The sequence below is a fragment of the Nitrospira sp. BLG_2 genome (assembly GCF_049222245.1).
Genome location: NZ_JBLYIG010000318.1, coordinates 1 through 13,278 on the forward strand (window position 1 = coordinate 1; position 13,278 = coordinate 13,278).

Sequence of the window (13,278 nt, forward strand, 5' to 3'; positions counted from 1 at the left end):
GATCTCTGCCTGCCTTTTTATGAAATACCTGGCGGAGGAACCGTTCTTCTTGCCGACTCTCACGGTGAGAATGCGGACATCTCGCAGCGCAAAGACATCTTCATCGGTGACATCGTCTCCCACCTAGAGCGCCGCGCTGCAGTCAAGCCGACGCATGTACTCCAGCAACGCCGATTCTCTCGCCAAGGTGAAGAAACTTTGCCGGTTCGCCGAGCAGCGACGACAGGTTCACGTGCATCGAATGGATCAAGATAGAGAGCAGCTAAATCAAACGGCTCAACGTGAACAGTGCACACGTTTGCGTGAAGATGCCAGCCACGAGTGTGGATGGTGCGATTGATTCGGGATTTCAGATGCAGCACTACCGGGGACCGGTCAACCCTGGCTTTAGATTGATCGTCCTCACCGGCGCGGATGAGGCGAGCTGCAGGCGCTCGCACAGCTGGTCGAAGTGATAAGGAGTGTGGGAGCGAGTAAAGAGCGGTTCTTTGTAACGTTCGGCTTTCGGATCGAGGAATGGGAACGGTTGGCTGATGCGCTTCGGGAACACGGCCGGAAGTCCGGGTTTGGCCCACGCTATGAGGTCGAGGGCGAGCTGTCGACTCCGGACGGACGACGGCCGCGAGTGCGGACCGTCGGGCAACTGGACGAGGGAGAGGTTGCGCCGCAATTGATTACCACGTATCCTTTGGAGGCAAGCCATGATTAAGGAACACGAGTGTGTTGTGCTGCTACAGGACCTGCCCGAAACCAGCTTGAAGGCCGGCGATATCGGGACAGTCGTGCATATCCATAAGGGCGGAATGGGCTATGAAGTTGAATTCATGACACTGGCTGGCCAGACCATGGCTATTGTCACGCTGTCGCCAGCTCAACTACGCCCGATCTCTCGCCGCGATGTGGCCCATGTGCGCGAGTTAACGACAGTTTGAAGGGAAGGCTTCGCGAGCCAATCCCGGCGCCGATACTCCCACCCTCATGTGATCCGGCGGATCTAATCAGCCGGTATCAAGCCGGTCAGTCGGACTTCAACGACCTCTTACTTGCCCATTTGTGTAGGACAGAAGTTCTAACCTTCGTGACAGATGACGTCGATTTCCAGGGAAACGGATTGGCAATTCTCACCGCTAACGCACAATTGCGGCGCTAGCGGAACTGATGAGAGATGATGCCCAGAATCTTACCTGCCTCTTGATAATTAGTCTGACGACGCGAGGCTCAGATTGTTGCTCATCCTTCCATGAGCAGCCAATGCTATTCGGTGGGAGATTGAGCAGGCAGAGGAGCGCCCTGCTCGTGGCAGCCGCCCCAGGTCTGAATGTTTTGGTCGCCGACCTCGACGAGCAGTCGAAGCACCTCTGTGATCTCTGCCTGCCTTTTTATGAAATACCTGGCGGAGGAACCGTTCTTCTTGCCGACTCTCACGGTGAGAATGCGGACATCTCGCAGCGCAAAGACGTCTTCATCGGTGACATCGTCTCCCACGTAGAGCGCCGCGCTGCAGTCAAGCCGGCGCATGTACTCCAGCAACGCCGTACCCTTGTGCGACGCCGTCGGCGGCATCACGTTGATGACGGATTTTCCAAGGACAATGCGGGGAGGAGGAGACAATTCAGCGATGATTCGAGAGATCAGCGCCCGCACCTCGTCTCGCTGATCGACGGTTCGATAATGGAAGGAGAGCGAATAAGACTTGTTTTCGACGACCACACCTCGTCGAGTCAGTTCGTCCTGAAATCGCTCGTCGATCAATTGCAGCCATCCGGAACTGGTTTCTCGGACTTGCTGCATCGCCTCTTCACACGTATGCGGGCCTTCCGAGCCATGGTTCCCGATCAAGTGCGACACGGCGGTCCCGACACGCGAGCGCAAGTCCTCCACGGAGCGCCCCGAGATGATTGCGGTAGGCGCGCGCTTTCCCAGTTCCTCGAGCCAAAAACGGATGGGCCGCGACAGCCTCGCCGCATGATGCTCTCGGACGATTTTCGCCAAGGTCCCGTCAAAATCAAACGCATACAGAGAACGGACTGTCAGCAGAGCCCCTAGGTCGCTTTTTCCTGCTTCCGTCAATAAGTAGTCCATTGTCCGTTGATCAATTCAGCAAGCTGGGCCGCCGCACCTGTTTCATGACGCGCTCTTTTTGTCTCATGCGGGCCGCATCGATGAGCATGCGACCGGCCCAGCGATACACATTGAACTCCTGGATCAGTCCGCGCATGCTCTGCATCCTGGCCCGCTGCTCCACCTTCGGCATCGTCAGACCAAGATGGAGCGCGGCCGCAAACTGATCGATGTCGTAGGGATTGATCACGACCGCCTCCGTCAGTTCACGAGCGGCTCCGGTGAATTGGCTCAGAATCAGCACGCCCTGCTCGTCGTCCCGGGCGCCGACGAACTCTTTGGCGACCAAATTCATGCCGTCATGCAGACTGCTGACCACGCACAAATCCGCTCCGCGGTAACACTCACAGACCTGAAAGGCCTCATGATGTTGAATCCGCAAGCAGATGGGCTCATACCCGTCTCGCCCGAACCGCTTGTTGATCTGCTCGGCCAAGGCGGAGACCTGATCGGTAAAATGATGGTATTGTTCGATCATGGAACGGCTGGGGGCCGCGATTTGAACAAACGTGAATTTTCCGATCCATTCCGGTTGGAGTTCCAGCAACCGTTCCACGGCCATGAACCGTTCCAGGATTCCCTTGGTGTAATCAAGGCGTTCCACCCCAAGGCCGACGAGACGATCGGACGTCATCCCATAGGCCTCCCGAAGTTTGGTTCGGCATTCAGGAACCGACCGTTGACCGTGGAGCCATTGCAACGGCCACTCGATGGAAATCGGATAAGGATTGACCGCCGTCATCTTGCCTCCATAGGAGACCGTGGAACTGTTTCGATCGATTCGCGCCTCAAGCAATCGATCGACACTGTCGATGAAATTGTTGCAATGAACTCTCGTATGGAATCCCAGAATGCTGCTTCCGAGCAGACCTTCCAGAATTTCCTCGCGCCAAGGGCAGATGCCGAAGCTTTCCGCGTTCGGCCATGGAAGGTGCCAGAACAGGATGATCGTCGCGGGCGGCAATTTATCGCGAATCAGCTTCGGAAGCAGCGCAAAATGGTAATCCTGAACGAGAACGACCGGATTGTCGGTCGTGGCCTCCTCATAGACGGCCTGAGAAAATCGCTCGTTGATGGCCACATAGTGTTTCCAATCCGATGAACGGAACGTGGGCCGGACATGGGCGATATGACAGAGAGGCCACAATCCTTCATTGGCGAATCCGTAATAGTAGCCGGCCTCTTCTTCACCGGTGAGCCACACACGGCGGATCTCGTAGCTCGGATGCGACGGCGGCACAGCGATGTGGTCCCGTTTGTCCACCACGTTTCGATCCGCCGAGCCGTTCCCATGCGCGACCCATATGCCGGAACAGGCACGCATCACCGGCTCGAGCGCGGAGACGAGCCCGCTCGCCGGCACCTGTACGACGATGTTCTGATCCTGCCAATAGTGGGTATAGGGTTGCCGATTGGATACAATCAAGACTTGGTCGCCGGCCAGTTGTTCGTGAAGGATCGTCTTGAGACTGCCGGGTGTCCACGAAATTTGGCTCTCATCGCGCATGCGGCGATCAGATTCCAGAGCCTGCACCAACGAGCGTAAATCCTTGGCCAACGGCCGGACTTCCGGGGCATGCTGGTCATGCGTCAGCGGAGTCAGAAGCCTTTCTCCCTTCAACATAGCCCGAACTCCGGCCACCCATTCCTTCCAACTGAAATGCGCGACCAACACGGTAACCAGCGAAATGACGGCCGTAAGCCCCGCGAACAGATAAAAGACGTACCATTTTGTATCGCTGCTCCGCTGTTGGATAAAACTCATATCGTGGATGAGCAGGAGACGTCCCAGCCGGTTCCCGTTTAATTCGATCGAGGCTGAAGTGATATGGAGCGGCCCGCTACTGAACGACCGAACGGTGGACGAGTTGGATGCCAGGTTGAGCGTATCTTTACAGGTGACATCCTGCGGGTATGCCTGAGTCTCATAGAGAAGCTGGTGGTCGAGATCACAAAATCCCAGGGCGTACAAGCGTTCGTCCTGAAGGATGCGCGTAAAATACGATAGGATCTTGCCCTTTGAATTGGATGCCAACAGCTCAGCGAGCGGACCCTCCATCGTATTGATCATGGTCTTTGACCGCATGTCGAGATCGCGGACGAACCATTTCAGTTCCAACGAATCGACCAGCGGGATCACTCCGTACGCAATTACTCCCAACACGATCGCCAATGGAAACACAAATCGAAGGGAGAGGGTGAGAAGTCTCATGGAAACAAAGTTAGTTTACTTTCATGGAGAAATCAAATGCTGTTATCCCCTGTACCCGTACCGGCTCATCGGGAATTGTCAAATTTCCGCACGGATCGGCCATCAAAGTGCTCTCGACTGATTGTGCCTTCCGAGACCGGATACCCCCCGATCTCGGGAAAATACTTGATCCGGAGGGGTCATTTTTCCATCTGCTCCTCCGACTCACTCGAAATGAAAGCGGCTTCTGGTCAACGCCGCATTCGCCGTCAGTCCTCCATGGAGTGACCTGCTGTAGCCTCCAGTCAGCCGGCCGGACCGCTCATCTTCCGTTCCATATCGGATACACTTGCCAATCGATCTTGCATGGGGCTCCTGGCTGATTTCCACGGGTTACGCTTACACTAGCGGTTCCGCTTTTGTTCGAACCATGGAAAGAGGACGGGAAGGACCAGAAGCGTCAGCGCGGTCGAAGTCAAGAGGCCGCTGATCACCACCACGGCAAGGGGACGTTGCACTTCCGACCCCACACCAGTAGCCAAGGCGAGAGGCGTCAAGGCGAGCAGCGCCACCGTGGCGGTCATCAGCACGGGCCGGAGCCTCAACATACTGCCACGGACAACCGCCTCCTTCGCCGATTCCGTGTCGCTTGTCAGTTGATCGATATAGGACACCAGCACAAGGCCGTTCAACACCGCCACGCCGAACAGATTGATGAATCCCACGGAAGCCGGCACACTGAGATACTCCCCTGTCACCCATAGCCCGATGATGCCACCGATCAGAGCCAACGGAAGATTGAGCATGATCAAAGTCGCGTACCAAAATGAATTGAACGAGACGTACAACAACAGAAAGATGATGCCGATCGTGATCGGGACGATAATCTTCAAGCGGGCCATCGCCCGTTGCATATTCTCAAATGACCCGCCCCATACGATTTGATAGTCCGGGGGAAGTTTTATGTTCTCGATTTTCTTCTCAGCCTCAGCGACGATGCTCTCGATGTCACGTCCATAGGTGTTGAATCCGATATAGATACGCCGCTGCAATTGCTCCCGGCTGATCAGGGCGGGGCCTTCGCGCAATTCGACCTGCGCGAGGTCGCCCAAGGGAATCAGGGTGCCGGTGGCGCCGCGCAGCAGAATATTGCGAATGGTCTCGACACTGTTCCGAAACGGCTCCGGATAGCGCAACGTCAGGTCAAAACGTTTCTGGCCTTCATACACTTGTGTGGCCGGTTCCATGCCGATCGCAGTCGAGACGATGTCCTGAATATGCGCGACATTGATGCCGTACCGGGCGATCTTCTCTCGATCGATATCGATCGCCAGGTAGACCTGTCCGAACAGTTGCTCGACGCGGATATCGGCGACCCCGCGCGTCTCGCTCATGATGGCGCGGATTTGCTCGGCGGTATTGCGCAGCACACTCAGATCGTCCCCCAAGACCTTGACGGTCGCTTCCGATCGAACGCCCGATAAGAGTTCATCGACACGCTGTTGAATGGGTTGACTCAGCAAGAACGTGGCTCCGGGAATCTTTTCGAGGCGTTTGCGCACCGCTTGATCCAACTCCGGCTTACTCTCCGCCGTGGTCCATTCTTCCATCGGCTTGAGCGAGACGACGGGATCGCTCGCGTTCGGCTCCTGCGGATCGTTGCCGATCTCGGACCGGCCGACCTTTGACAGCACCTTGGTGACCTCGGGAAATTCCATGACCGCCCGCTGCATTTCCTTTTCGATTTGTATCGACTCCTCGAGAGAAATGCTCGGGTGGCGTATGGTTTGAGGAGTAATGGCAACCTCATTGAGAGTGGGGATGAACTCTCCGCCGAGAAAGGGAAAGAGCCCCAAACTGCCGATCAATAGGAGGCCGGCGACGATCAGGAGCATCCTTGGATGGGCCATTGCCCATTCCAACATGGGTCGATAGCCTTTCTTCGCCCATCGAACCACAAAGGGGTCGCCGTGCCCTTCTCCCCGCAGCAGCAGGAGACAGAGCGCGGGCGATAACGTAAACGACAACAGCAGGGAAACCATCAGCGCCATCATGATGGTAAGGGCCAGCGGGCCGAACATTTTCCCTTCCATGCCCACGAGCCCCAGGATCGGCAGGAAGGTCAGGGCAATGATCAATTCCCCGAAGAGGCTCGGACCGCGGACCTCCGCCACGCCCTTCAACACGATCGGGAGCCGGCGTTCCACGGACCCGCGATCTTCCTCCGAGGCTTCGGAGAGATGTCGCGAGACATTCTCCACTTGAATGATCGCGGCATCGGTAATCATGCCCAGCGAGATCGCCAAACCGCCGAGCGACATCAAATTAGCCGACAGATCGTAGTACCGCATCACGATGAATGTGCCGAGCGGCGCGACGATCAGCACGATCGTCACGGCCAGGGCGCTGCGAATATTGCCGAGATACAAATACAGGACGATCACCACGAAGATGATGCCTTCGATGAGCGCCTTGTACACCGTATGCAATGCGGCAGTGACCAGTTCCATGCGGTCATAGTACGGCACCATGCGCAGGCCGTCCGGAAGAATATGTTTGTCATGGATTTCGTCGATTTTCTCCTTGACTGCGTGAACCACTTCCCGCGCATTGCCGCCCCGCAGCATGAGCACCAGGCCGGACACGACTTCACGCGAACCGTTGAGCACGGTGGCGCCATGCCGCACGGCATGGCCGAAACGCACCTCGGCCACATCGCGGATGTAGACCGGCGTGCCGTCGACTTCGCGCAAGACGATGTTACCGATATCGTTCAGCGTGCGAATCAGCCCAATGCCTCGGACGATATACTTTTCTTCCTCTTTTTCGAGAAGACTTCCTCCGGCATTGGCATTATTCTTGGCGACCGCTTGGAAGACATCCTGCAACGCAAGATCGTATTTGCGGAGGAGGCCGGGATGCACGACGACCTGATATTGTTTCACGTAGCCGCCCATCGTATTCACATCCACAACGTCCGGCAGCCCTTTGAGCAGCGGGCGAATCACCCAATCCACCAAGGTTCGTCGCTCGGTCAATTCCTCGACGGTCATCTGGTAGTCCGGTTCATCGTCATGCGGACCTTCCAGATAGAATTGATACACTTCTCCCAAACCGGTGTAGTTGGGCACCAGCTGCGAGGATGCGCCGGTCGGCAGGATATCTTGAACCTCCAAGACCCTCTCCAAGACGATCTGGCGGGCCAAATAGATATCGATGTCGTCGCGAAAGACGGCCGTAATGATGGAGCACCCCACTTTGGAAAAGGAGCGGATTTCCGTCAGTCCCGGAGCGCCCCGCAATTGCAATTCGATCGGAAAGGTGATGAACCGTTCGATTTCCGCGGGCGACAATCCCTCGGCTTTGGTGACCACCTGTACCAGAATCGTGGTGACGTCCGGAAAGGCGTCGATCGGAATCGTCTTGAATGCATAGAGCCCTCCGGCGGCCAGGCCTGCGGAAAAAATAAGAACGAGGATACGTTGTCGAAGGGAAAATTCCAGCAGGGAGGTGAGCATGAGCTACAGTTCTTCGCCCATTAACTCGGACTTCAGAGTAAATCCGCCGTTCGTCACGACCTGTTCTCCTCCACGAAGGCCATCGACGATCATGACCTGTTTTCCGTTGGAGTCGCCCAACTTGACATCCCGAGCCTCGAACGTCCCGGAATCGACCCGCACGAACACGAATCGCCGTTCCCCATCGCGTTGAATCGCGTTTTCCGGCACGGTCAGCGCATCGCTCGTCGGCCGTGAGTACATCCGAATGGTCGCGTACATGTCCGGTTTCAATTTGAGGTCCGGATTCGGCAGTTCGAGACGAAGGTCCATCGTCCGCGTGGCCACATCCAAAACAGCGCCGACATACGTCACCGTGCCGTGGAATATCTCGTCCGGATACGCGTTGAGACGCACCTCGCCGATCTGGAGACCGTCCGTTCGCTCGGAATTCAGGACGAACGGAATGTCCTTTTCCGGGACATTCGCCATTACCCACACTTCCGACAGGTCGGCCACCACAAACATGGTTTCGGTCACTTCCACGATCTCGCCGACCACGATGTTGCGCGCAATGACAAACCCATGGAATGGCGCCGTAATATAGATGCGCGGGTGGATGGATTTGCTTCGAGCAAGCCCTTTGATCTGCTCATCGCTCATGCCCATCAGGCGAAGGTGCTGGTACGATTCCCGCATTTCGGCTTGGGCGCGGACCATTTCGCCTTCGCGTCTTTGTCCTTCGGCCACGGAAATGATCTCTTCTCTTAGTAACGCCTGGGCGCGTTCGTACGCGCGGGTGACTACGAATAATGTCGCCTTCGCTTTGAGATAGGCCGATTGGGCATCCCCGAATTCTCGACTCTCGAGCGTGGCGAGCAAGGTCCCTCGTTCAACTTCTTGTCCGAGATCCGCTCTCACTTCGATCGCACGCCCTCTGACGAGTGTCGTGAGATTGGCCACTTTCCGATGGTTCAATTCGATGGTTCCGGGGAAATCACGATGACTGCGAAAGGCTTGGTGTCTGACCGGTTCGACTTTGATTCCGCGCACCTCCATGGCTTTCTCGTCGAGGCTGACTGTTTCGAGAGCTTCCTCCTTCGCCGTCTTTTTAGATGTCTCGGCGGGCGTATCTTTTGATCCAGCGCCGCACCCAGGCGCAAGGATGACAAGGGTAACAAGCCCGATAAGACGGCACGATGTTCGTATTGCGTCAGAGGATAGCCGACTCATGGAGAATCCGAACGGCGAATGGGGGATGCCCGCCCGGTCCTTACCGGACATATAGGCTCCGGCCGACGAACCTTTCTAACTGAGTGGTCGCCGCGGAAAGGTTATGGCGGGCCTGCCAGTAATCCAACATGATTTCGCGATGAACTCGCTGGGCATCCAGCACCTGAAGCAAACTGCTTTCCCCCCGCTTGAAGCTGAACTGAGCCATTTGCAGCGCGATCTGGGTCTTGCGCAGCAGCCCTTTTTCAAAGACTCCGACAAGTCGACCCGCCGTGACAGCATCCTTAAAATGTTGATTCACTTGCCGAATGAAATCATAACGAACCCGCAGAAGGTTGGCCTCCTCGCGCCGCAGTGTTCCCAAAGCAGAGGCAATTTCCCCCTGTCGTTGGTACCAAATGGGGACAGGAAAGCTGACGCCACCTTGCAGTCCTTCACGCCCGACTTCACGCCAATAGCCTCCCTGCACCGTCAGGTTAGGCACACGAGCATGGCGTTCAAAGTCCACCGTCCTGCCCGATTCTTCTATCACTTTGCGCAGACGGCGAACCGTGGGGTGCTGTTGAAGAGCCTCCTCAACCAGCTGATTCCGTTCAAGGGCCGGCGGTAAACGTTCGAACTCGCCGTCAATCCTATAGCGAGAGCCAAGTGATCCGGCCGTCAAGGTATCGAGTACGACGCGGTTGACTTCAACCTCGTTTTCGTCTCGAGTGACACGCTGTTCCGCTTTGAGCACCTCCACTTCCGCCTTGATGGCCTCGAATCGCGGGGTTTCTCCCAGCTGCACTCTCCGGTCGACGGTTTGGCGGATATCTTCGATGATGGCCAGGTTTTCTTTAGCCAGCTGAAGGCTTCGCTGTGCGGAAAGGAGCGTCCAAAACGCCAGTTTCACATCGGCACGAAGATGGAGCAGGGTTTCATCATATCCGACAATGGCGCCTTCCAGGCCGGCTTGGGCGGCACTCTTTCGCGCCTCTCGTTTCGCCGGCCATTCCAATGGTTGAGACACTTGAGCATTGTATTCGGTCACCGTAGTGGGCGGCAGCTCCGAAAAAGCCCCAGGCACAAGGACACCGCCATCCCGAAGCGTGCCTCGACCACCACGGCCTACGACACTAGGATTAGGATAAGCGCCGGCCTGGACGACCAATCCTTGCTGTATGTCGATGGCCCCGATAGCACCGGCCGGCCTCGGATTGTTGTCGATGGCCAATCCTATGATTTCCGGCAAGAAATAGGAACGTTCATCTTCTTGCGCCTGTGATAGCTGCCCTGTGCCGATGATAAGCATCGGCACGAATGCAAGCGCCATCATTTTGCTGGGCTCGATAAGATTCGGTCCCCAAAACGACATGTGACACCTTCCTTTTTCGCGGTTTGCCGTTACATTCCTCCGCATTCCGCGATGTTGCGGCCCATGCATACGTATCCCGACATTTTGGCGGTTCAGGTCTTTTTTTATACCCAAAGTACCGCTATAGCCCCCTAGGTGAAGGCCTAGAAGCTGTCATTGAATTGATAACTGAGAACAAAAGCAAAGAGGCGGAGTATGCGAGGCAGAGAGATATAGTCGGTTAGGCCGGATCAAAATAGCATTAAGGGAAGGTCTGATTTATTCACAATTCCGAGTAGCAATAAGCTGGATTCCCTGTGTTTTGAGTGCCGACTGCTCGAAAACGCGAATTAATCAGACCTTCCTTAGATAGATCACTCCGATCATGTGGGCTTGGCCAGAAGAGGAGACGCTTCTATGGAACAATAAAGAAGAACCCATATGCGCAAGCAGGAAGGATAAGAGACCAGTCGGTTGAAGCGCGAGTGTCGGACAGCTCATCCGCGACGGCGGATCGTGGCCAAACAAGTGCTGCGCGAGCTTTCGCCGATCTTCGCGGCGATGTATAGCGCCGTAGGTCGTCCGTCGATTCCGCCCGAGCGGCGGCTGAAGAGCGAGGTATTGATCGCGCCGTATTGTGACGGAGCCGCCGGTTGGTTTGCGAGCGGCTGGCCACCAACCTCCTGTTTCGCTGGTTTTTTCGATATGGAGCTGAATGAGCCCGGCTTCGAGCACAGCACCTTCAGCCAGCATAGTGAGCGGCTGTTGCCCCCGAGACGGCACGGAAGTGTTTTAATGCGTGAAGCACGCTCGGCAGGAGGGCTGCTGTCTACTGAGCACTTCATGGGGGAGGGCACCCCTTGATCGAGGCACGAGCGTCGCTGAAGAGCGTGAGACCTAAGAAGCCGCCCAAGCCAGCACCACTGCCGACGATCCGGGCAATCGCCCATGGACTTCCATGAAGAACGACGCACCGATACGATACATCTGAGCACGACGGATCCAGGAGCGCGGTGGCGCGCAAAGGGACGAAGAAGGAAGCGAAGCGGTGCGTTCCGGAGCCTGTGCTGTGTACTACTATGTGTACTACTAAATGGAGAATCGACCTTATTCCACAATAGGAAGGATGCGATCGGCCACTGCTTGTACGATTCCTTCTTGTTCGGTCGCTATTTTCAGCCCCTTGAAACTGAGATAGTACCCTCCGTGACTCGGTGCCTGAATCGTGGCACTCACTTCGACTCGATCGCCTTCCTCGACTTCCGGATCGCGAACAATTGGTCTGCCGCAAACGCCCAACACTGCTACTCGGATGGTCTCCTCATCGTCCTCAAGGCGAAACAAGTATGCGCCATAGCAAGTGATTTTTCCATCGGCAGTCAAGTATGGGTCAAGTGGTTGCACATCTCGTACAATGCCTCGCAGCGTGACATGACGAAGATGATAGACCCGTGGTTCTTCGAGTATCTGCTGGAGGCTGGTCGATTCCTCTGCCCACACGAGTATCCGTGTATTTGCCCCGATAAGCGAAAGCAGAACGACCACAAGAGAACCGACGATTCGCGCAGAAGTGATCATGGTGGATGAAAGGTATCTTATCACCATCCTTCGATTCGAGCCCGAAGTTGCTTTCTCTTGTCCTACACGCTCGCTATAATCCCTCGTCTTTTGATCAAGGAGGATCGTTCGTATGGTGAATGAGCGGCGACTGAGGAGTTTTGTAAAGGAATCGCGTCCAAGGTTTGAGGATCTTTTGGGACAGATGGTAGAGGTACCCTCAATCAGTATGGACTCATCTCATTCGGGCGACATGCGGCGTATGGCCGACCTTGCGAGGCAGTGCTTGGCCGGGATGAATGCCGAGGTTCGTCTGGTAGAGACAGGTGGGTACCCCATTGTTTCCGGCGGATGGATAACAGGGTCTGACTATCCGACCCTCACGATCTACAATCATCTGGATGTGCAACCGGCTCAGGAGCCGGAATGGAGGCAGGCGCCGTTTGCCTTTAAGAATGAAAATGGAATTTATCGGGGGCGAGGAGCGACCGATGACAAGGGACCGGCCCTCACGGCGATGTTTGGCGCTCGATATGCTATCGATCAAGGTTGGCCGATCAATATCCGGTTCTTGTGGGAATTGGAAGAGGAGATCGGGAGCCCACATTTTGCCGCCGGTCTTAAAAACCCGAGCGCTATTCCTCGCCCGGATTCTGTAGTCGTGTCGGATACGATCTGGATTGCCAAGGAGCGGCCTGCTATGCCATATGGCCTGCGCGGTCTGCTCGGCGCACGTCTAATCCTGCGCACGGGGAGGAAAGACGCACATTCTGGTGTGACAGGAGGAGCAGCGCGTAACCCGCTGGCCGAGTTGATGGAGGTGGCGAATACCTGTGTTGATGCGAAGACCGGGAGAGTGAAGATCCCCGGTTTCTATGATGAAGTGGTCCAGCCGACTACCAATGAAATCAAGGATTTCCTTAAGAGCGGCTTTGAAGTAAGACATTTCAAAGAAGCCTACGGGTTTCGATCGCTTCGAGTGCAGGACCCGGCGGAAATCATGCGACGGATCTGGGCCTCCCCAACCTTCGAAATTCACGGCCTTAGCGGAGGATACCACGGACAGGGTATCAAAACGGTTGTGCCAGGACATGCGGAACTCAAAGTCAGTATGCGCCTCGTCCCAAACCAGGTACCGGAGAGAGTGTTTGCCCTGTTGAGGAAACATGTGACCAAGGTGAACCCGGATGTGAAGGTGGAGAGAGAGGGCGCGCTTCATCCATTTAAGGGCACCTTTGCAGGGGCATACGTAGATTGTGTGAAACATGCCGTAAAGGCAGGGTTTGGGAAGGACCCCGCCTTTGTGCGAGAAGGCGGATCAATCGGCGCGGTGGTTACCATGCAGA

At 56.0% G+C, this 13,278-nt stretch carries 11 protein-coding genes; 5 read left to right on the forward strand and 6 right to left on the reverse strand.

Features of this window, described 5'->3' with window-relative positions; genetic code table 11:
- The 3 genes from ACOSYY_RS08860 to ACOSYY_RS08870 all read left to right on the forward strand — a co-directional run.
- A partial coding sequence (locus tag ACOSYY_RS08860) for a hypothetical protein (RefSeq protein WP_421661905.1) occupies positions 1-255 on the forward strand: 255 nt, incomplete at its 5' end.
- 208 nt (positions 256-463) lie between these two features.
- Positions 464-709 carry a DUF6883 domain-containing protein gene (locus ACOSYY_RS08865; protein WP_421661906.1) on the forward strand — a complete coding sequence of 82 codons (246 nt, stop codon included), beginning with the start codon at positions 464-466 and terminating at the stop codon, positions 707-709.
- Positions 702-932 (forward strand): DUF4926 domain-containing protein, encoded by a 231-nt coding sequence (locus tag ACOSYY_RS08870; RefSeq protein WP_421661907.1) that lies wholly within the window; start codon positions 702-704, stop codon positions 930-932. Before ACOSYY_RS08865 ends, ACOSYY_RS08870 begins: the two co-directional genes overlap by 8 nt.
- Before the next feature lie 322 nt (positions 933-1,254).
- Here the strand turns inward: ACOSYY_RS08870 and otsB are convergent, their stop codons facing one another.
- The 5 genes from otsB to ACOSYY_RS08895 form a co-directional block, all read right to left on the reverse strand.
- The gene (otsB, locus tag ACOSYY_RS08875) at positions 1,255-2,082 is read right to left on the reverse strand and encodes a trehalose-phosphatase (protein ID WP_421661908.1); all 828 of its coding nucleotides are present in this window, start codon (positions 2,080-2,082) and stop codon (positions 1,255-1,257) included.
- A gap of 10 nt (positions 2,083-2,092) precedes the next feature.
- A complete protein-coding gene (locus ACOSYY_RS08880) occupies positions 2,093-4,333 on the reverse strand; it encodes an alpha,alpha-trehalose-phosphate synthase (UDP-forming) (protein WP_421661909.1) in 2,241 nt (746 codons plus the stop codon).
- Positions 4,334-4,716: 383 nt separating this feature from the next.
- Positions 4,717-7,830: an efflux RND transporter permease subunit gene (locus tag ACOSYY_RS08885; protein WP_421661910.1), complete on the reverse strand. Its 3,114-nt coding sequence runs from the start codon at positions 7,828-7,830 to the stop codon at positions 4,717-4,719.
- Between the two features lie 3 nt (positions 7,831-7,833).
- Entirely contained in the window at positions 7,834-9,093 is a 1,260-nt protein-coding gene (locus ACOSYY_RS08890; protein ID WP_421661911.1) for an efflux RND transporter periplasmic adaptor subunit, read from the reverse strand.
- Complete coding sequence (locus ACOSYY_RS08895) at positions 9,083-10,396, reverse strand: TolC family protein (protein ID WP_421661912.1); 1,314 nt, start codon at positions 10,394-10,396, stop codon at positions 9,083-9,085. The genes ACOSYY_RS08890 and ACOSYY_RS08895 overlap by 11 nt, the downstream gene beginning before the upstream one ends.
- A 453-nt stretch (positions 10,397-10,849) precedes the next feature.
- Here ACOSYY_RS08895 and ACOSYY_RS08900 point away from each other — a divergent pair, with 453 nt between their 5' ends.
- Complete coding sequence (locus ACOSYY_RS08900; RefSeq protein ID WP_421661913.1) at positions 10,850-11,239, forward strand: hypothetical protein; 390 nt, start codon at positions 10,850-10,852, stop codon at positions 11,237-11,239.
- A 243-nt stretch (positions 11,240-11,482) separates the two neighbouring features.
- Here the strand turns inward: ACOSYY_RS08900 and ACOSYY_RS08905 are convergent, their stop codons facing one another.
- Positions 11,483-11,953: a hypothetical protein gene (locus ACOSYY_RS08905; protein WP_421661914.1), complete on the reverse strand. Its 471-nt coding sequence runs from the start codon at positions 11,951-11,953 to the stop codon at positions 11,483-11,485.
- A gap of 208 nt (positions 11,954-12,161) precedes the next feature.
- On the opposite strand from ACOSYY_RS08905, the gene ACOSYY_RS08910 reads away from it, so the two are divergent.
- Positions 12,162-13,278: M20/M25/M40 family metallo-hydrolase (locus ACOSYY_RS08910; protein ID WP_421661915.1), on the forward strand; the 1,117-nt coding region annotated here is incomplete at its 3' end.

What these genes read in the sequence shown, in the direction of transcription:
- ACOSYY_RS08870 (WP_421661907.1), top strand. Translation starts at nt 702, where the DNA reads ATGATTAAGGAACACGAGTGTGTTGTGCTGCTACAGGACCTGCCCGAA.
- otsB (WP_421661908.1), bottom strand. Translation starts at nt 2,082, where the DNA reads ATGGACTACTTATTGACGGAAGCAGGAAAAAGCGACCTAGGGGCTCTG.
- ACOSYY_RS08880 (WP_421661909.1), bottom strand. Translation starts at nt 4,333, where the DNA reads ATGAGACTTCTCACCCTCTCCCTTCGATTTGTGTTTCCATTGGCGATC.
- ACOSYY_RS08885 (WP_421661910.1), bottom strand. Translation starts at nt 7,830, where the DNA reads ATGCTCACCTCCCTGCTGGAATTTTCCCTTCGACAACGTATCCTCGTT.
- ACOSYY_RS08890 (WP_421661911.1), bottom strand. Translation starts at nt 9,093, where the DNA reads ATGTCCGGTAAGGACCGGGCGGGCATCCCCCATTCGCCGTTCGGATTC.
- ACOSYY_RS08895 (WP_421661912.1), bottom strand. Translation starts at nt 10,396, where the DNA reads ATGTCGTTTTGGGGACCGAATCTTATCGAGCCCAGCAAAATGATGGCG.
- ACOSYY_RS08905 (WP_421661914.1), bottom strand. Translation starts at nt 11,953, where the DNA reads ATGATCACTTCTGCGCGAATCGTCGGTTCTCTTGTGGTCGTTCTGCTT.